Annotated in this window: 14 protein-coding genes; 9 read left to right on the top strand and 5 right to left on the bottom strand. The window is 71.8% G+C overall.

What is annotated here, in order from left to right:
• Positions 1 to 67 precede the first annotated feature (67 nt).
• Positions 68 to 616, bottom strand: coding sequence for a helix-turn-helix domain-containing protein (locus J3486_RS31025; protein WP_207826325.1), 549 nt, complete (start codon positions 614 to 616; stop codon positions 68 to 70).
• An 88-nt stretch (positions 617 to 704) separates the two neighbouring features.
• Here J3486_RS31025 and J3486_RS31020 point away from each other — a divergent pair, with 88 nt between their 5' ends.
• Positions 705 to 1613 carry an alpha/beta fold hydrolase gene (locus J3486_RS31020; RefSeq protein WP_207826324.1) on the top strand — a complete coding sequence of 303 codons (909 nt, stop codon included), beginning with the start codon at positions 705 to 707 and terminating at the stop codon, positions 1611 to 1613.
• On the opposite strand, the gene J3486_RS31015 is transcribed toward J3486_RS31020, so the two are convergent.
• Complete coding sequence (locus tag J3486_RS31015) at positions 1600 to 3177, bottom strand: Na+/H+ antiporter (RefSeq protein WP_207826322.1); 1578 nt, start codon at positions 3175 to 3177, stop codon at positions 1600 to 1602. The genes J3486_RS31020 and J3486_RS31015 overlap by 14 nt on opposite strands.
• 197 nt (positions 3178 to 3374) lie before the next feature.
• On the opposite strand from J3486_RS31015, the gene J3486_RS31010 reads away from it, so the two are divergent.
• The gene (locus J3486_RS31010) at positions 3375 to 5876 is read left to right on the top strand and encodes an ATP-binding protein (protein ID WP_207826320.1); all 2502 of its coding nucleotides are present in this window, start codon (positions 3375 to 3377) and stop codon (positions 5874 to 5876) included.
• 6 nt (positions 5877 to 5882) lie between these two features.
• On the opposite strand, the gene J3486_RS31005 is transcribed toward J3486_RS31010, so the two are convergent.
• Together J3486_RS31005 and J3486_RS31000 are read right to left on the bottom strand one after the other, a co-directional pair.
• On the bottom strand, positions 5883 to 7895 hold the full coding sequence (locus J3486_RS31005) for an APC family permease (protein WP_207826318.1): 2013 nt from the start codon (positions 7893 to 7895) through the stop codon (positions 5883 to 5885).
• Between the two features lie 125 nt (positions 7896 to 8020).
• On the bottom strand, positions 8021 to 8530 hold the full coding sequence (locus J3486_RS31000) for a hypothetical protein (RefSeq protein ID WP_229378898.1): 510 nt from the start codon (positions 8528 to 8530) through the stop codon (positions 8021 to 8023).
• A gap of 255 nt (positions 8531 to 8785) precedes the next feature.
• On the opposite strand from J3486_RS31000, the gene J3486_RS30995 reads away from it, so the two are divergent.
• Complete coding sequence (locus J3486_RS30995) at positions 8786 to 10645, top strand: APC family permease (RefSeq protein WP_207826316.1); 1860 nt, start codon at positions 8786 to 8788, stop codon at positions 10643 to 10645.
• Between the two features lie 27 nt (positions 10646 to 10672).
• Here the strand turns inward: J3486_RS30995 and J3486_RS30990 are convergent, their stop codons facing one another.
• On the bottom strand, positions 10673 to 10858 hold the full coding sequence (locus J3486_RS30990) for a DUF5999 family protein (RefSeq protein ID WP_207826315.1): 186 nt from the start codon (positions 10856 to 10858) through the stop codon (positions 10673 to 10675).
• 353 nt (positions 10859 to 11211) lie between these two features.
• Between J3486_RS30990 and kdpF the strand changes: the two genes are divergently transcribed.
• The 6 genes from kdpF to J3486_RS30960 all read left to right on the top strand — a co-directional run bounded on the left by kdpF (position 11212) and on the right by J3486_RS30960 (position 19073).
• Positions 11212 to 11301, top strand: coding sequence for a K(+)-transporting ATPase subunit F (gene kdpF, locus J3486_RS30985; RefSeq protein WP_018533641.1), 90 nt, complete (start codon positions 11212 to 11214; stop codon positions 11299 to 11301).
• Positions 11302 to 11309: 8 nt separating this feature from the next.
• A complete protein-coding gene (gene kdpA / locus J3486_RS30980; RefSeq protein ID WP_207826313.1) occupies positions 11310 to 12971 on the top strand; it encodes a potassium-transporting ATPase subunit KdpA in 1662 nt (553 codons plus the stop codon).
• Positions 12972 to 13021: 50 nt separating this feature from the next.
• Positions 13022 to 15121 carry a potassium-transporting ATPase subunit KdpB gene (kdpB, locus tag J3486_RS30975; RefSeq protein ID WP_207826312.1) on the top strand — a complete coding sequence of 700 codons (2100 nt, stop codon included), beginning with the start codon at positions 13022 to 13024 and terminating at the stop codon, positions 15119 to 15121.
• Between the two features lie 5 nt (positions 15122 to 15126).
• Positions 15127 to 15780: a potassium-transporting ATPase subunit C gene (locus J3486_RS30970; RefSeq protein WP_207826311.1), complete on the top strand. Its 654-nt coding sequence runs from the start codon at positions 15127 to 15129 to the stop codon at positions 15778 to 15780.
• A gap of 64 nt (positions 15781 to 15844) precedes the next feature.
• A complete protein-coding gene (locus J3486_RS30965; protein WP_207826310.1) occupies positions 15845 to 16537 on the top strand; it encodes a response regulator in 693 nt (230 codons plus the stop codon).
• 7 nt (positions 16538 to 16544) lie between these two features.
• Positions 16545 to 19073 (top strand): sensor histidine kinase KdpD, encoded by a 2529-nt coding sequence (locus J3486_RS30960; protein WP_207826309.1) that lies wholly within the window; start codon positions 16545 to 16547, stop codon positions 19071 to 19073.
• The last annotated feature ends 362 nt before the right edge of the window (positions 19074 to 19435 follow it).

Genomic DNA, 19435 nt, shown 5'->3' with positions numbered 1-19435 from the left:
GCGCCGGCCGCGCCGAACTCACCGGCGCGCTCCCCGGCGCGTGCGGTCTGCTGCTCGCGGCCGCGGCTCAAGGAGTTCCGCCAGCGGGCGGCTCCGCCGTCGGGAACAGGATCGGGCTGATGACGTGGCGTACCCGGTCCGGGGCGGGCGCGTTGCCGATGCGGCGGACCAGCACGGCCCGCAACTCCTCGATCAGCTCCGCCCGTTCGGCCGGGCTCAGCCAGATCGCGTGCTGCCGGTAGCCGACCTGGTCGGCCACCGGATCGGCGTCCTCCCGGTCCAGGTACGCGCCGAACTCGGCGAGCAGCGTCGCCGTCGCCACCGCGAAGATCCGCCGGTGCTCGTCGGGCGTCACCCGGGCCGCGGCCTCCCCGTCGACCACCGCCCGCTCCCTGCGCAGCCGGTAGGTGCGCTCCACGGCGCCGCGCACCCGCTGCTCGTCCGCGACGTCGAGCAGTCCGGCGTCGGCGAGCACGCCGACGTGCCGGTACACCGTCGCCTTCGACACGTCGGGCAGCAGCGCGCACAGCTGCGACGTGGTGAGGGTCCGGTCACCGGACAGGGCGTGCACCAGGCGCATCCGCACCGGGTGGAGGAGGAGATCGACCGTGTCCATAGGCGTACGATCTCATGGCTGATACCTTTCTCAAAGTTGAGAACGTGAGAGTGCTCGCGCGAGATGCGAGCAGAGTCAGGGGGACTCCATGCCCGTGCCGCAGCCGCCGCTCGGCCGCCATGTCGCCGTCGACGGGCGGCAGTTGATGCTGTACCGCTCCGGCTCCGGCGGCCCGCCCGTCGTGGTCCTCGCCGGGGCCGGGATGATGAGCCTCGACTATCTGGGCCTCCACGAGCGCATCGCCGAGCGCACCACGAGCGTGCTCCACGACCGCGCGGGCACGGGCTGGAGCGAGGGCGCCGACGCGCTGCCGCGCACCGCGGCCGAGGTCGTCGGCGAACTGCGCGTACTGCTGCGGGAGGCCGGTGTGCCGGGCCCGTACCTGCTCGTCGGCCACTCGCTCGGCGGCGCCTACGCCCGCCACTACGCGCGCCTGCACCCCGCCGAGGTCGCGGGACTGCTGCTCCTCGACCCGTTCCACGAGGACCTGTGGCGCCGGGTGCCGCAGGCGGCCCGCGACCACCTCGACGCCATGACGGCGCAACTGGACCGACAGCAGCAGACCGAGCCCACCGAGGCCCAACTGGCCGCCGCCCACGCGCAGTTGCTGGTCCACTTCGCCGCCTGGCCCGATGCCGTACGCGGCCCGCTCGCCGACCGGCACCTCGCCACCTACCGCACCGCGGGCCGCGAGAGCGAGAACCTCTACGAGCAGGTCGCCGGCGAACTGCGGGCCGCCCCCGCCACCCCGGACGTCCCGCTCACCGTGCTCACCGCCGCGGGCGACGACCCCACCCAGGCCGCGCTGTGGCCCGCCGCACTGCTCGGCGAGGTCGCCGAGGCCAAGCGCACCCTGCACGCCGAACTCGCCGCGGAGTCCCCGCGCGGCACCCACCACGTCCTGGACGACGCCGGGCACGGCTGGCTGCACACCGAGCGGCCCGACGCCGTCCTGGACGCCCTCGACGACCTGCTGCGCGCGGTCACGCACCCGTGAGCCGCGCCTCCTCCAGGTCCAGCGAGCGCTGAAGCCGGCGCCGCGTGGTGTCGCTGATGCGGTGCTCGTCGTACAGGCGGCGCAGTTCGGCCGCCTCCACGGTGATGAGGTCGCGGCGCAGCCGGCGGTAGACCAGATCGGACGAGTCGGGTGCCGGGCCGCCGTCGCTGTCGGCGTCGCCCAGGCGTTCCTGCGCCGACTCCAGGCGCGCGGCCAGTGCCCGGCGCAGCCGGTCGACCACGACGTCGGGCGCCGCCTCCACGTCGGCCATCTCGTCGAGCCTGCGGATGCCCGCGCGGGCCAGGCTGCAGCGGGCACCGGCCTCCTCGCGCTCCGTGTGGTCGGGCTCCAGGGCGATGCCCGAACGGCGGACGACCGGGGCGAGGGTGAAACCCTGCACCACCAGCGTCACCACGACCACCGACGTCGTCAGGACGAGGACCAGCGGGCGGTGCGCGAGCGGGCTGCCGTCGGCGGCCGTCACCGGGACGGACAGGGCGGCCGCCAGCGGCATCACGCCACGGGTGCCCGCCCACGTGAGGACCACCGGCACCCGCCAGCTCATCCGGGCGATGCCGACCCGGCGCTGCACCACCGCCGACAGCGGCGCGAGCCACAGCAGCCGGACACCGACGACGGTGGCCGCCAGGGCGAGCGCGTACAGCGGCCAGGCGCGGTCGCCGTCGGGCAGCGCGCGCACCTGAGAGGGCAGCGCGAGACCGATCAGACTGAAGACCACGGACTCCAGCAGGAAGACCAACGTGCCGTAGACCGCGTGCAGTTGGAGCCTTATGGGTGCGTTGGTGAGCCGGTCGGCCCCGGAGCCGAGGACCACCCCCGCCACGACCACCGAGGTCACCCCCGACGTGTGCACCGCCTCCGCGAGGACGTACGCCGCGTACGGCGTCACCAGCGCCGTCACCGTCTCCAGGACGGGGTCCTCGGTGCGCCGTCTGATGAGCGTGACGACGCCGGCGAGGGCCGCTCCCGCCACGGTCCCGCCGCCCGCGAGCACCGCGAACTCCCCGACGGCCGAGCCGGCCCCGGCCGCCGCGGACGCCGCGGCGACGCCCACCGCGACGCGGAACAGGACGAGCGACGTCGCGTCGTTGAACAGGCTCTCCGCCTGGACGAGGACCTGCACCTTCGGCGGCAGCGCGAGGCGCCGGCCGAGCGCCGTGACCGCCACCGGGTCGGTGGACGCCAGGACCGCGCCGAGCACCAGCGCCATCGGCCACGACAGCGGGGTGATCAGGGACGCCACCGCGCCGACCGCCGCCGCCGAGGCGAGCACGAGCCCGATCGCGAGGATGCCCACCGGCTTCCACACCAGCCGCAGTTCGCGCCAGGAGAGCTCCTCGGCGGACGCGTGGAGCAGCGGCGGCAGGACGACCAGGGCGATCAGCTCCGGACTGATCTCGATGTCCGGGGCGCCCGGTGTCAGCGCGACCAGCAGACCCGCCACCACCAGCAGGGACGGCGCGGGAATGCGCCAGCGGCGGGCGAACGTCGCCACGACCGTGGCGAGGACCACCAGTGCCAGGACGGTACCGACGCCGCGCATGCCTGCCCCCGAGCCTTCAGCCGAAATCGGGCCACCACGGCCCCTCGCCGACCAGACTTCCCGGCACACCGCCTTCACCCTATCGGGCGACCGCCCGTCAAGGCAGTGTCAATCGGCCCGCGGTGCCCGCCAAGGAGCCGCCAAGGATGCGACAGGACACGGGACCGATCCGGTCCCGCGTTGCTTTCTTTGGAGACATGAGCGAGGTGCGGCGAGGCCGCCTGAAGGTCTACCTGGGGGCCGCCCCGGGCGTCGGCAAGACGTACCGGATGCTGGACGAGGCGCGGCGCAGGGCCCGGCGCGGTGTCGATGTCGTCGTCGGGGTCGCCGAGTGCCACGGGCGGCCGCACACCGAAGCCATGCTCGACGGTCTCGAACAACTGCCGCGCACCCCGTGCACGTACCGGGGCGGGCACTTCACCGAGTTCGACGTCACCGCGCTGCTCGCCCGGCGCCCCGACGTCGCCGTCGTCGACGAACTCGCGCACACGAACGTGCCCGGAGACGGCCGCCACCGCAAGCGCTGGCAGGACGTCGAGGAGCTGCTGGCCGCCGGGATCGACGTCGTGACCGCCGTCAACATCCAGCACCTCGCCTCCCTCAACGACGTCGTCGAGAAGATCACCGAGGTGCCGCAGGCCGAGACCGTCCCCGACGAGGTCGTGCGCCGCGCCGACCAGATCGAGCTCGTCGACCTGCCGCCCGAGGGGCTGCGCCGCCGCATGGCCCACGGCAATGTCTACGCCCCCGAGAAGGTCGACGCCGCCCTCGCCAACTACTTCCGTCCCGGAAACCTCACCGCCCTGCGGCAGTTGGCGCTGCTCTGGGTCGCCGACCGGGTCGACGAGGCGCTGGTCGCGTACCGCTCGGAGCACCGCATCGGCGGGGTCTGGGAGACCCGCGAGCGGGTGGTCGTCGCGCTGACCGGCGGGCCCGAGGGCGACACCCTGATCCGGCGTGCGGCCCGCATCGCCGACCGGGCCGCGGGCGGCGACCTGCTCGCCGTGCACATCGCCCGCAGCGACGGACTCGCCGCCGGCACCTCGCACGCCTCGCTCGCCCGGCAGCGCCGTCTCGTCGAAGACCTCGGCGGCAGCTACCACTCCGTCGTCGGCGACCATGTGGCGAGCGCCCTGGTGGAGTTCGCGCGGGCCGAGAACGCCACGCAGCTCGTCCTCGGCACCAGCCGCCGCCGCAGGCTGGAGCGGTTCCTCACCGGGCGCGGCACCGGCGAGACCGTCGTCGCACTCTCCGGAGACATCGACGTCCACACGGTGACCCACGAACGGGCGGGCCGCGGCACGCTGCTGCCGTCGCGCAGGCGTACGTTGTCGAGGCCGCGCCGGGTCGCGGGCCCGGTCGCCGGGCTGCTGCTGCCCGTCGCGCTGACCCTCCTCCTCGACCTGGACGGAGCCCGCGCCCACCTCGACCTCACCAGCACGGCGCTGCTCTTCCTGCTCGCCGTGGTGGGCGTGGCCTGCATCGGGGGAGTCGCCTGCGCGGTCGTCGCGTCGGTCACCGCGTCGCTGCTCCTCAACTACTGGTTCATCCCGCCCATCGGCCACTTCACACTGACCGACCCCAACGCGGTGATAGCGGTCGCCGTCTTCGCGGTCGTCGCCGCCACCGTCGCGGCCGTCGTCGACCGCTCCCTGCGCCTCTCCCGCCGCGCCGCCCGCGCCACCGCGGAGGCCGAAACGATGTCGTCCCTGGCAGGAACGATCGTGCGGGGCGGCGCGACGATCCCGGCCCTCCTGGAACGGACCCGGGAGGCGTTCGGGGCGGAGGCGGCGGAGCTGGTGGAGACGGGGCCCGCGGCCACCGGCTCCTTCCTGACCGCCGTGGACGCCGGTCCCGGGCGCCAGCTGATCCTTCATGGGCGGGAATTGCCCGCCTCCGAGCGGCGCGTCCTCGCCGCGTTCGCCGCGCACGTCGGTGCCGCCGTGGAGCGGGCCCGGCTCGCCGAGGCCGCCGCCGAGGTGGAGCCGGTCAGGGCCGCCGACCGGATGCGGACCGCGCTGCTGCGCGCCGTCGGCCACGATCTGCGGACGCCGCTCGCCGCCGGCTGGGCCGCCGTCACCTCGCTGCGCAGCGCCGACGTGGAGTTCTCCGACGGCGACCGGGCCGAACTCCTCGCCACCGCCGACGAGTCCATGGCCAAGCTGAACCGGCTCGTGGAGAACCTCCTCGACATGGCCCGCCTGGAGGCCGGCGCCGTCAGCCTCGCCCTGCGGGCCACCGCGCTGGAGGAGGTGCTGCCCGCCGCGCTCGACTCGCTGCCGCCCGGCGGGCCCGCCGTCGAGACCGGCGACCTCCAGCAGGTGCCGCCCGTCCTCGCCGACCCGCCCCTGCTGGAACGCGTCCTCGCCAACCTGATGGGCAACGCCGCCCGGCACACCCCGCAGGGGCGCAAGGTCGCCGTCACCGCCAGCGCCCTCGCGGGCCGGGTCGAGATCCGGGTCGTCGACCGCGGCCCCGGCATCGCGCCCGACGCCCGCGACCGTCTCTTCGAACCGTTCCAGCGCCTCGGCGACACCGACAACACCACCGGGCTCGGCCTGGGCCTCGCCCTCTCCCGCGGCCTGACCGAGGCGATGGCAGGGACGCTCACCCCGGAGGACACCCCGGGCGGCGGCCTGACCATGGTGCTGTCGCTGCCCTTCGCCCCGGCGCACCGGCAGACGGCCGGCCCCGCCTGACCGCCGTTACCTGCGGGGCTGGGACGGCTCCCCACGCCGCACCGAACCGGGCGCGCGCACCGCGGGCCGGTCGGCGCGGGCCGCCGACGTCAGCTGCCAGGGCACGCTCGTCACCATCACGCCCGGCGTGAACAGCAGCCGGCTCTTCAGCCACAGCGCCGACTGGTTGTGCAGCAGGTTCTCCCACCAGTGCCCGACGACGTACTCGGGGATGAACACGGTGACGATGTCGCGCGGACTGTCCCGGTGCACCGAACGGACGTACTCCACGACCGGCCGGGTCACCTCCCGGTACGGCGAGTCGATGACCTTGAGCGGCACCTCGATCCCGTACGTCTCCCACTCCTCGCTCAGCCGCACCGCCTCGCCGCGTTCGACGGAGACGGTCAGCGCCTCCAGTTCGTCGGGGCGCGTGGCCTTCGCGTACGCGAGGGCGCGCAGCGTCGGCTTGTGCAGCGTCGAGACGAGCACGATGCCCAACACTCGTGAAGGGGCGACGAGTTCCTCGCGCGGGTCGGACACCGCGAGCTCCGCCGCCGTGGTGTCGTAGTGCCTGCGGATGGCCCGCATCATCAGCCAGAGCACGGTCGCCGCGAGCACCGCGAGCCAGGCGCCCTGGGTGAACTTGGTGGCGAGCACGATGACGAGCACGAGCCCGGTGACGCAGGCGCCGAGCCCGTTCACCGTCCGCGCCGAGTGGTACCGGCGCCGCACCGCGGGATCGCGCTCCACCCGCAGCTCACGGTTCCAGTGCCGCACCATGCCCAGCTGCGACAGCGTGAACGAGGTGAACACGCCCAGGATGTAGAGGTGGATGAGGCTGGTGACATCGGCCTTGTAGCCCCACAGGAGCAACCCGGCCACGATCGCCAGCGCCAGGATGCCGTTGGAGAACGCCAGCCGGTCCCCGCGGTTGTGCAACTGCCTTGGCAGATACCGGTGTTGGGACAGGATCGACGCCAGGAGCGGGAACCCGTTGAACGCGGTGTTGGCCGCCAGGACCAGCACGAGCGCCGTCGCCGCCTGGATGAAGAAGAAACCGAAGCTCTGCTCGCCGCCGAACACCGCCGCCGCCACCTGGGCGATCACGGTGCGCTGCGTGTGGTCGGCGCAGCTGCCGCTCAACCCCGTCAACCGGCAGGAATCGTCGGTGACATGGACCTTCGACAGCAGTGCGAGCGCGGTGACGCCGACGAACATGACGACCGCGATGATGCCCATCGCGGCCATCGTCGTCGCCGCGTTCTTCGACTTGGGCTTGCGGAACGCGGGAACGCCGTTCGAGATCGCCTCCACCCCGGTGAGCGCGGTACAGCCCTGTGAGAAGGCGCGCAGGACCAGCATCACGAGCGCGAGGCCCGCCAGATGCGACTGCCCCGGCTCGGGCGTGATCCCGTACCTGGCGCTCTCGGCGACCGGCGCGTCCCCGAGCGCGTACCGCACGAGACCCGTCGCGATCATGATGAGGACGCCGCCGACGAACAGATAGGTCGGGGCGGCGAAGGCCCGGCCCGACTCGCGCACGCCCCGCAGGTTCATCGCGGCGAGCAGCGCCACGAAGCCGAGCGCGAGCAGCACCCGGTACGGATTCAGGGCGGGCAGCGCCGAGATGATGTTGTCGACACCCGAGGCCACGGAGACCGCCACGGTCATCACGTAGTCCACGAGCAGCGACGCCGCGACCACCAGACCCGCGGAGGCGCCCAGGTTCGTCGACACCACCTCGTACGAGCCGCCGCCGCTCGGGTACGCGTGCACGACCTGCCGGTACGACAGCACGACGACGGTCATCAGGGCCACCACGGCGGCCGCGATCCACGGCGTGAAGTGCAGGAAGGCGAGGCCGCCCACGGTCAGGACGAGGAGGATCTCCTGCGTCGCGTACGCCACCGACGACAGCGGGTCGGAGGCGAAGATCGGCAGGGCGATTCGCTTCGGCAGGAGCGTCTCGTGCAGCTCCTCGCTGCGCAGCGCCCGGCCGATCACCAGTCGCTTGAGCAACTCGGTCTTGGTGAACACGGCGTGAGCGTAGGTCGGTGAGCCCCCGGCGACGACGGGCCGCCCGGGCCACAGCCGTCAAGAAACCGTCAGGGTCTTTGAAATTGTCGGGAGTTGCGGCGAAAAGTCCGTCGACGGGGGCAGGCTCAGCGCAGCCCCGACACCTGGAAGACGGTCCGCGCCAGCTCCTCGTCCACCTGTCGCGCGAGGCGCCGTAGCGCGGTCCCGCCGCACAGCAGCAATCCGCGCTCCACGGACACCCGGGCCCCGTCGTCGAGCAGCCGCCACAGCGGGGGATTGGCCACCAGGACCTGCGGGTCGATCTCCACCCGGCCGCCCAGTTCGTCACGGAGCACGAGACGGTGGGCGACACCGTCCAGACAGCGCACCGACACCAGCCGGTCCGTGCGCACCGTGTGCCCGCGCCACAGTCCTTGCGTGGTGAGCCGGTCCGCGGTCGCGCTCACCCGCGCGGGCAGCAGCACGAGGGCGAACACGCCCCCGAGCAGCAGCCACAAAGCGGAGCGCCACAGCGCCAGTTCACCGGAGAGCGTGTCGATGCCGAGCAGCAGCACGACCAGACCGACCCCGTATCCCACAGCGCTGCGCGCCTCCCCGGACCAGTGCTCGTCCCGGGCGCCGAAGGTCTCTGACATGCCGTTGACGGTAGGCACCACGGACCCTGCCGTCAGCGCCCTTGACGGCCTCCGAACGCAACTCACTACGTCTTCTTGACGCGGCGGGATCCACCCGGCCGTCAACATCGCGTCAGGGTCCGCCCGTCGAGTGCGAAGAACCCGCAAGGACACGATCCGGCGCCGGGAATCGGGTCAGAACCTGATCGGACGCGACCAACCCGACCGACCGGCACCCGCCGGACAAGAACACCACCCACGGCGAACAGGCCCCACATGACCACTCACCTATCGGCCCCCGACTCGACCACCCCCACCACCGAGGAACCCCCGGATCCCCACGCGGAGGCGAGCGACAGACACCGCCTCACCGCCGTGACCGGCCTCGCCGCCCTCTCCCTGGACGCGATGGCCTCCGTCGCCTACGGGCCGGAGGCCATCGTCCTGGTCCTCGCGGCGGCCGGCGCCCACGGCCTCGGCCTCACCCTCCCGGTGACCCTTGCCATCGCGGCCCTGCTCGCCGTCCTCGTCGCCTCCTACCGGCAGGTCATCGCCGCGTTCCCGGACGGCGGCGGCTCCTACGCCGTGGCGCGGGCGCACCTCGGCGCCCGGACGAGCCTGGTCGCGGCGGCGTCCCTCGTCCTGGACTACGTACTGAACGTGGCCGTCGCCGTCACCGCGGGCGTCGCGGCCCTGACCTCGGCCTTCCCCGAGCTGTACGGCGACCGGCTGTGGATCTGCCTCGCCGTGCTCGTCCTGATCACGGCGGTGAACCTGCGCGGCATCGTCGACTCGGCCCGCGCCTTCATCGTGCCGACGGCCGTCTTCGTCGCCTCGATCCTGGTGCTGATCGTCGTCGGCCTGTTCCGCTCGGCGCCCGTCTCCACGGCAGCCGCCCATGGTCACGCCTCCGCACTCGCCGACCACGCGACCACCGTAGGCGCCCTGCTCCTGCTGAAGGCCTTCGCCTCCGGCTGCTCCGCGCTGACCGGCGTGGAGGCCATCGCCAACGCGGTGCCGTCCTTCCGCGCCCCGCGCGCCCGACGCGCCCAGCACGCCGAGGTCGCCCTCGGCGCCGTGCTCGGCGTGATGCTGATCGGGCTCTCCGTCCTGATCTCCCGCTTCCACCTGCAGCCGGTCGAGGGCGTCACCGTCCTCGCCCAGCTCGCGGACGCCTCGCTCGGCCACAACTGGGCCTTCTACGTCGTCCAGTTCGCCACGATGGTCCTGCTGGCCCTCTCCGCGAACACGTCCTTCGGCGGCCTGCCCGTCCTGCTCGAACTGCTCGCCCGCGACAATTACCTGCCGCACGTCTTCGCCCTGAAGGCCGACCGCCAGGTCCACCGGCACGGGGTGCTCGCCCTCGCCGCGGTCTCCGCGGTCCTGCTGATCGTCTCCGGCGGCGACACCAACACGCTCGTACCGCTCTTCGCCGTCGGTGTCTTCGTCGGCTTCACGATCGCCCAGGTCGGCATGGTGCTGCACTGGCGCACCGTGCCCCGCTCCTTCGGCAAGGCGCTGCTCAACGGCTCCGGCGCGCTGCTCACCGGGGTGAGCGCGGTCGTCGTCACCGCCACCAAGTTCCACGACGGCGCCTGGCTCGTCGTGGTCGCGCTGCCGCTGCTCGTGCTCGCCTTCGAGGCCGTGCACCGCGCCTACGCCCGGATCGGCGACCGCCTGGAACTCGGCCGCATCCCCGAAGTCCCCTGCCGCACACGGTCGTTGGTCATCGTTCCGGTCGCCGGGATCTCCCGCCTCACCAGCGAGGCGCTGACCGCCGCCAACGCGCTGGGCGACGAGGTGCGCGCCGTCACCGTCTGCCACCTCGACCCGGAGGACCGGGCCAGGACCGAGGCCCTGACCCGCGACTGGGCCCTGTGGAACCCCGGGGTCGAGCTGATCACCCTCTCTCAGGGCCCGTCCGAGCGGCGCACCCTCGGCAGACCCGTCGCCGCGTACGTGCGTGCGGCCGCCGCCGCCGACCCGGGGACCCGCGTCACGGTCCTGATCCCGGAGGCCGAGCCGGGCCGTGCCTGGCAACGGCTCCTGCAGAACCAGCGGGGCGCCGTCGTCGCCCACGCCGTGCGCCGGGACACCGACGCGGTGATCTGCCGGCTGCGGTTCAGGCTCGGCTGATCACGCGGCCGCTGTTCGCACGACGGTTCACGCGGCGACGGCGAGCCGGTCCACCAGGTACGACGGGTGCGGGCCCACGACCCGCCCGTCGGGCCGCAGCTCGCCGGTGTCGTCGAAGACGATCGTGCCGTCGCAGCGCAGGCTCCAGCCCTGCTCGGGGTGGGCGGCGACGACGTGGTCGGGGCTCGTGCACACGGGGCTGTGGTCACACATGGCGTACCTCCGGGTGAGCTGTCCTCTGCTACGACGATGCGCGCGCCGCGCCCCGCCGACCAGAGCCCGGCGAGGAGTGTGACAGCCCCGGGACAGAGCGTGGACAGAGCCCGGACAGAGCCCGGCCGCAGCGGCCGCGCAGACCCGCGTAAGGGACGCGTCAAAGGCGCGTGCGCCCGCGTAAGGGAGCCGTCAACAGGGACCGAAACCGGCCATGACCGGGGGTTTCCTCTAAGCGTCCGCACCATTTCCGAACTCATCCAGGAGCTCACGATGGCCGACGTGGCCTTCGTCGTCACCACGATCGCGGTCTTCGCGCTGGTGGCACTCGTCGCCAAGGGGGTGACCAGGCTGTGACCGCCGAGAACATCGTCGGCCTCGTCGTGGCCGTCGCCCTGCTGGGCTATCTCGTCCTCGCCCTCATCTACCCGGAGAGGTTCTGAGCACAGATATGAGCCCCGTACTTGCCGGCGTGCTCCAGCTCCTCGCCCTGATCGCGGCGCTGGCCCTCGCCTACCGTCCCCTCGGCGACCACATGGCCAGGGTCTACTCCTCCGAGAAGCACCTGCGGGTCGAGAAGTGGATCTACAGGGGCATCGGCGCCAACCCGAACGCGGAGATGCGCTGGACCGCGTACCTGCGTGGCGTCCTCGCCTTCTCCGCCGTCAGCGTCCTGTTCCTGTACCTGCTGCAGCGCATACAGGGGAGCCTGCCGGGCTCCCTCGGCTTCAAGTCGATCGACCCGGACCAGGCGTTCAACACGGCCGCGTCCTTCGTCTCCAACACCAACTGGCAGTCGTACTACGGCGAGCAGGCCATGGGCCACGTCGTGCAGACCGCCGGGCTCGCGGTGCAGAACTTCGTCTCGGCGGCCGTGGGGATCGCCGTGGCCGTCGCCCTGGTCCGCGGCTTCGCCCGCTCGCGCACCGGTGAGCTCGGCAACTTCTGGGCCGACCTGGTCCGCGGTGTCGTCCGCATCCTGATCCCGATCTCCGTGATCGGCGCGATCGTCCTGGTCGCCTGCGGCGCCATCCAGAACTTCTCCGGCATCCACTCCGTCGGCCAGTTCATGGGCGGCTCGCAGCAGTGGAACGGCGGCGCCGTCGCCTCCCAGGAAGCCATCAAGGAGCTGGGCACCAACGGCGGCGGCTACTTCAACGCCAACTCGGCCCACCCCTTCGAGAACCCCAACGGGTTCACGAACCTCTTCGAGATCTTCCTGATCCTGCTCATCCCGTTCGCGCTGACCCGCACGTTCGGCAAGATGGTCGGCTCGGTCAAGCAGGGGTACGCGATCCTCGCCACGATGGCGACGATCTGGGTCGGCTTCATCGCCCTGATGATGTGGACCGAGTTCGCCCACCACGGCCCGGCGTTCCAGGCCGCGGGCGGCGCCATGGAGGGCAAGGAGACCCGCTTCGGCATCGGCGGCTCGTCGATCTTCGCGGTCTCCACGACGCTCACCTCGACCGGCGCGGTGGACTCCTTCCACTCGTCCTTCACCGGGCTCGGCGGCGGCATCACGATGCTCGGCATGCAGCTCGGCGAGATCGCCCCCGGCGGCGTCGGCTCCGGCCTCTACGGCATGCTGATCATGGCGATCATCGCGGTGTTCATCGCCGGTCTGATGGTCGGCCGCACACCCGAGTACCTCGGCAAGAAGATCGGCAGCCGCGAGATCAAGTTCGCCGCCTGCTACATCCTCATCACGCCGGCGCTCGTGCTGATCTTCACGGCCGCCGCGATGGCGCTGCCGACCCCGCCGCACTCGATGCTGAACCCCGGCGCGCACGGCTTCTCCGAAGTCCTCTACGCGTACACGTCGGGCGCCAACAACAACGGCTCCGCCTTCGCCGGACTCGGTGCCGACACCCAGTGGTTCAACACCACGATCGGACTCGCGATGCTGCTCGGCCGCTTCCTGCCGATGGTGTTCGTGCTCGCGCTCGCCGGTTCGCTGGCCGAGCAGAAGCCGATCCCCGCCACCGCGGGCACCCTGCGCACCAACAAGCCCCTGTTCACGGGCCTGCTGGTCGGCACGGTGCTGATCGTCACCGGCCTCACCTACTTCCCGGCGCTCGCGCTCGGCCCGCTCGCCGAAGGGCTCGCGTGATGACCGCCGGAACCCAGAAGACGCAGAAGGCGCAGAATCCAGAGGGCAGCATGTCCACAGTCACTCCCACCCGGGCGCCCCACGCGGACGTGCCCACCGGCCACCGGCCCGAGGAGGGCAAGGTCGGCGCGGGTCTCTTCGACCCGAAGCAGCTGATCAAGTCGGTCCCCGACGCCTGCCGCAAGCTCGACCCGCGGATCATGGTCAAGTCGCCCGTGATGTTCGTGGTGCTGGTCGGCTCGGTCCTGACGACGGTGTTCTCCTTCAAGGACCCCTCCGACTGGTTCGGCTGGGCCATCAGCGCCTGGCTCTGGCTGACGGTGATCTTCGCGAACCTGGCGGAGGCCGTCGCCGAGGGCCGCGGCAAGGCCCAGGCCGACACGCTCCGCAAGGCCAAGACGGACACCGTGGCTCGCCGGCTCGCCGGCTCCGCGGAGGAGCAGGTCCCCGGTACGGAGCTGAAGGTCGGCGACCTCGTGGTCTGCGAGGCCGGCGACATCATCCCCGGCGACGGTGACGTCGTCGAGGGCGTCGCCTCCGTCGACGAGTCCGCGATCACCGGCGAGTCCGCCCCCGTCATCCGCGAGTCCGGCGGTGACCGCTCGGCCGTCACCGGCGGTACGAAGGTGCTCTCCGACCGCATCGTCATCAAGATCACGACGAAGCCCGGCGAGACGTTCATCGACCGCATGATCAACCTGGTCGAGGGCGCCGCCCGGCAGAAGACGCCCAACGAGATCGCGCTGAACATCCTCCTCGCGTCCCTCACCATCGTCTTCCTGCTGGCCGTCGCCACGCTGCCGCCGTTCGCGGACTACGCGGGCAAGCACCTCAACATGGTCGTCCTGGTCGCGCTGCTGGTCTGTCTCATCCCGACCACCATCGGCGCCCTGCTCTCCGCCATCGGCATCGCGGGCATGGACCGCCTGGTGCAGCGCAACGTGCTCGCCATGTCGGGCCGCGCCGTCGAGGCCGCCGGCGACGTGTCCACCCTCCTCCTCGACAAGACCGGCACCATCACCCTCGGCAACCGCCAGGCCGCCGAGTTCGTCCCGGTCCGCGGCACCACCGAGGCCGAGGTCGCCGACGCCGCCCAGCTCTCGTCCCTGTCCGACGAGACCCCGGAAGGCCGTTCGGTCGTCGTCCTCGCCAAGGAGAAGTACGGCCTGCGGGAGCGCCACCAGGGCGAGCTGACCGGCGCCGAGTGGATCGAGTTCACCGCGCAGACCCGGATGTCCGGCGTGGACGTCGACGGCCGCAAGATCCGCAAGGGCGCGACCGGATCGGTCATCGCCTGGGTCGAGCAGCAGGGCGGCCACGTCGCCGAGGACGCACGCGAGCTGACCGACAGGATCTCCGAGGCGGGCGGCACGCCGCTGCTCGTCGCGGTCGAGGACGCGGAGGGTGCCCGCGTGCTGGGCGTCATCCACCTCAAGGACGTCGTCAAGGACGGCATGCGTGAGCGGTTCGAGGAACTGCGCCGCATGGGCATCAAGACCGTCATGATCACCGGTGACAACCCGCTGACGGCCAAGGCGATCGCCGAGGAGGCGGGCGTCGACGACTTCCTCGCGGAGGCCACGCCCGAGGACAAGATGGCCCTCATCAAGAGGGAGCAGGCCGGAGGCAAGCTCGTCGCGATGACCGGTGACGGCACCAACGACGCCCCGGCCCTGGCCCAGGCGGACGTCGGCGTCGCGATGAACACGGGCACGTCGGCCGCCAAAGAGGCCGGCAACATGGTCGACCTCGACTCGAACCCGACCAAGCTCATCGAGATCGTCGAGATCGGCAAGCAGCTCCTCATCACCCGTGGCGCGCTGACCACCTTCTCGATCGCCAACGACGTCGCGAAGTACTTCGCGATCATCCCGGCGCTGTTCGCGGCCGTCTACCCGGGCCTGAACAAGCTCAACGTCATGCACCTGACGTCGCCGAACTCGGCGATCCTGTCCGCGGTCATCTTCAACGCGCTGATCATCATCGCGCTGGTCCCACTCGCCCTGAAGGGCGTCCAGTACCGGCCGGTGAGCGCCGACAAGCTGCTCCGCCGCAACCTCGGGATCTACGGCCTCGGCGGTCTGATCGCCCCCTTCGTCGGCATCAAGATCATCGACCTGCTCATCTCTCTCATCCCCGGAATCGGTTGATCGCCATGAACAACTCCGTAGGAAACACCGGCCGGTTGCTCTGGGCGGGCTTCCGGGCCCTCATCCTCCTCACCGTCGTCTGCGGCGTGCTCTACCCGCTCGCGGTGACCGGCGTCGCCCAGGCCGCCTTCCACGACAAGGCCAACGGCTCGGAGATCAAGAACTCCGCAGGCAAGGTCGCCGGCTCGTCCCTCATCGGCCAGTCCTACACCGACAAGAACGGCAAGCCGGACCTGAAGTGGTTCCAGGGCCGCCCGCAGAACGGCCTGGGCACCAACAGCGTCAACACGCAGTACAAACTGATCCTTTCCGGCGCCACCAACCTCGCGGGGGACAACCCCGAACTGGTGAAGCAGGTGAAGCAGGCCAAGGCCGCCGTCATCAAGGACAACTCCACGGCGACGTACAAGGTCGAGGCGTCCGAGATCCCGGCCGACGCCGTCACCTCCTCCGGCTCCGGCCTGGACCCGGCCATCTCCCCGGAGTACGCCGACCTCCAGGTGCACCGCGTCGCTGAGCGGAACCACCTCTCCGTCGCCCAGGTGCGCAAGCTCGTCGACGAGCACACCTCGGGCCGGATCCTCGGATTCATGGGGGAGCCGACGGTCAACGTCCTCGAACTCAACATCGCGCTCCAGCAGTTGACCAGCAAGAGCTGATGGCGTTACCGCAACACGCGCACGGCACACGCACCGACATCGGGAACAGGGAAGGCACGGGCGGATGACGCGGGTACTGGTGGTGGAGGACGACCCTCAGCTCGTCCGTGCCCTGGTCATCACCATGCAGGCCCGCAACTTCGGCGTCGACGCGGCACCGGACGGAGCCACCGCGCTCCGGCTGGCCGTCGCCCGCCGGCCGGACGTGATCGTGCTCGATCTGGGCCTGCCCGACATGGACGGCGTCGACGTCATCAAGGCGCTGCGCGGCTGGAGCCGGGTTCCCATCATGGTGCTCTCGGCCCGCAGCGCCTCCGAGGAGAAGGTCGCCGCCCTCGACGCGGGCGCCGACGACTACGTCACCAAGCCGTTCAGCATGGACGAACTGCTCGCCCGGCTGCGGGCGGCGGTGCGCCGCACCGATGCGGCACCGCTCGTCCCGGACGTACTGACGGTGGAGACCGGGGACTTCACCCTCGACCTCGTCGCGAAGAAGGCGACGCGCGACGGGCGCGACATCCGGCTCACCCCCACCGAATGGCATCTGCTGGAGATCCTGGTCTGCAACCCGGGCCGGCTCGTCAGCCAGAAGCAGTTGCTCCAGGAGGTCTGGGGGGCCTCGCAGAGCGGCAAGACGAACTATCTGCGGGTCTACATGGCCCAGTTGCGGCGCAAGCTCGAAGCGGACCCCTCCCATCCGCGCCACCTGATCACCGAGCCCGGCATGGGCTACCGATTCGAGAACCCGGGAAACTGAAGAGGCGATGGCGCGCGGCAGACTCAGGATCTATCTCGGCAGCGCACCCGGCGTCGGCAAGACCTACGCCATGCTCTCCGAGGCGCACCGCCGCGTCGAGCGCGGCACCGACTGCGTGGTCGCGTTCGTGGAGCACCACGACAGGCCGCGCACCGAGGTGATGCTGCACGGCCTCGAACAGGTCGTACGGCAGCAACTCGACTACCGGGGAACACGGTTCACCGAGATGGACGTGGCCGCGGTCGTCGCCCGCCGCCCCGCCGTCGCCATGGTCGACGAACTCCCGCACACCAACGTCCCGGGCGCCCGCAACCACAAGCGCTGGCAGGACGTCGAGGAGTTGCTCGCCGCGGGCATCGACGTCGTGTCGACTGTCAACATCCAACACCTGGAGTCCCTGGGCGACGTCGTCGAGTCGATCACCGGCGTCCGGCAGCAGGAGACCGTCCCCGACGAGTTCGTCCGCCGCGCCGACCAGATCGAGCTGGTCGACATGTCCCCGCAGGCGCTGCGCCGCCGCATGGCGCACGGCAACATCTACAAGCCGGACAAGGTCGACGCGGCCCTTTCCAACTACTTCCGCCCCGGAAACCTCACCGCACTACGGGAGTTGGCCCTGCTCTGGCTGGCCGACCGGGTCGACGAACACCTCCAGGAGTACCGCAGCGAACACCGCGTCTCGAAGATCTGGGGCTCACGCGAACGCATCGTCGTCGGACTCACCGGGGGCCCTGAAGGCCGTACGTTGATCAGACGTGCCGCGCGGCTCGCCGAGAAGGGCGCCGGCGGTGAAGTACTGGCCGTGTACATCGCGCGCAGCGACGGACTCACCGCCGCGTCCCCCAAGGAACTCGCCGTCCAGCGCACCCTCGCGGAGGACCTGGGCGGCACCTTCCACCACGTCGTCGGCGACGACGTCCCCTCGGCGCTGCTCGACTTCTCGCGCGGGGTCAACGCCACCCAGATCGTCCTCGGCGTCTCGCGCCGCAAGTCCTGGCAGTCCGCGTTCGGGCCCGGCGTCGGCGCGACGGTGGCCCGCGAGTCGGGGCCCGACCTCGACGTCCACCTCGTCACGCACGACGAGGTGGGCACCGGACGCGGTCTCGTGACCGCGTCGGGCAAGGGCCTCGGCCGCGACCGCAAGGTCTGGGGCTGGGCCGCCGGCATCGCGGGGCCCGCCCTGCTCACGTTCCTGCTCAGCGGCCTCGCCCCGCACCTCGGCCTCGCCAACGACATGCTGCTGTTCCTGTCGGTGACCGTCGCCGCGGCCCTGCTCGGCGGCCTCCTCCCGGCGCTCGCCTCGGCCGCGTTCGGCTCGCTCCTGCTCAACTGGTACTTCACCCCGCCGGTTCACGAACTCACCATCGCCGACCCGGAGAACATCCTCGCCCTCGCCATCTTCCTGGGCGTCGCGGCATCGGTCGCCTCCGTGGTGGACCTGGCGGCACGCCGCACGCACCAGGCCGCACGGCTGCGCGCCGAGTCGGAGATCCTCTCGTTCCTCGCGGGCAGCGTGCTGCGCGGCGAGACCAGTCTGGAGGCGCTCCTGGAGCGCGTACGGGAGACGTTCGCCATGGAGTCCGTCGCCCTCCTGGAGCGGGAGGGCGACACCGAGCCGTGGACGTGTGCGGGCAGTGTCGGACCGCGGGCGGTCGTGGCACGGCCCGAGGACGCCGACGTCGACATGCCGGTCGGCGACCACATGGCGCTCGCCCTGTCCGGCCGCGTGCTGCCCGCGGAGGACCGGCGCGTACTCGCCGCCTTCGCCGCCCAGGCCGTGGTCGTCGTCGACCGCGAACGCCTCAAGTCCGAGGCGGACCAGGCCCGTTCACTCGCCGAGGGCAACCGGATGCGCACCGCCCTGCTGGCCGCCGTCTCGCACGATCTGCGCACCCCGCTCGCCGGCATCAAGGCATCGGTGTCCTCGCTGCGCGCGGACGACGTGGAATGGTCGCCTCAGGACCGGGCCGAACTCCTGGAGGCCATCGAGGAGGGCGCCGACCGCCTCGACCACCTGGTGGGCAACCTGCTCGACATGTCGCGCCTCCAGACCGGCACGGTCACCCCCCTGATCAGGGAGACCGACCTCGACGAGGTGGTCCCGATGGCGCTCGTCGGCGTCCCCGACCCGGAACTCAGCGTCGACCTCGACATCCCCGAGACACTGCCGATGGTCGTCGCCGACGCCGGACTGCTCGAACGCTCCGTCGCCAACGTCGTCGAGAACGCCGTGAAGTACACCCCGCCCGGTGTCCCGGTCCTGGTCGCGGCGAGCGCCCATGGCGACCGGGTCGAACTGCGCGTCGTGGACCGCGGCCCCGGCGTCCCCGACGAGGCGAAGGACCGCATCTTCGCCCCGTTCCAGCGCTACGGCGACGCCCCGCGCGGCGCCGGGGTCGGCCTCGGCCTCGCGGTGGCCCGCGGCTTCGCGGAGGCGATGGGCGGCACCCTCACGGCAGAGGACACCCCCGGCGGCGGCCTCACCATGGTCCTGACCCTCCGCACCCCCGCACAACCCCAAACAACCCCCACCTGACTCAACCCACCCCACCCCCCGAAGGCTCGGGCAACCCGCCCCGCCCCCCACCTGAGGCAACCCGCCCCGAGCCCCAAAGGCTCGGGCAACCCGCCGCCGCCCGCTCCCACCCGCCTTGCCACGGCCGCCGCCCGTCACGGCGCCTTGGGCAATCCGCCGCCCCGCCACGGCCCGCCTTGGGTAATCCGCCGCCCCGCCACGGCCCGCCTTGGGCAATCTGCCGCCATGGGCGGCAGGGTGGGCAAGGCGGCACCCCAGCGCCGGGCAGGCGCCCCCGCAGGCCCCCGCCCACGGCCCCCCCCCCCGTCACACCCTCCGACCCCCCCCCCCAAACCCGCCCCCCCCCCCCACCCCCCCCCCCC

Source organism: Streptomyces sp. VRA16 Mangrove soil (genome assembly GCF_017377775.1).
GTDB lineage: Bacteria > Actinomycetota > Actinomycetes > Streptomycetales > Streptomycetaceae > Streptomyces.
This window is presented reverse-complemented; position numbering and strand designations above follow the sequence as displayed.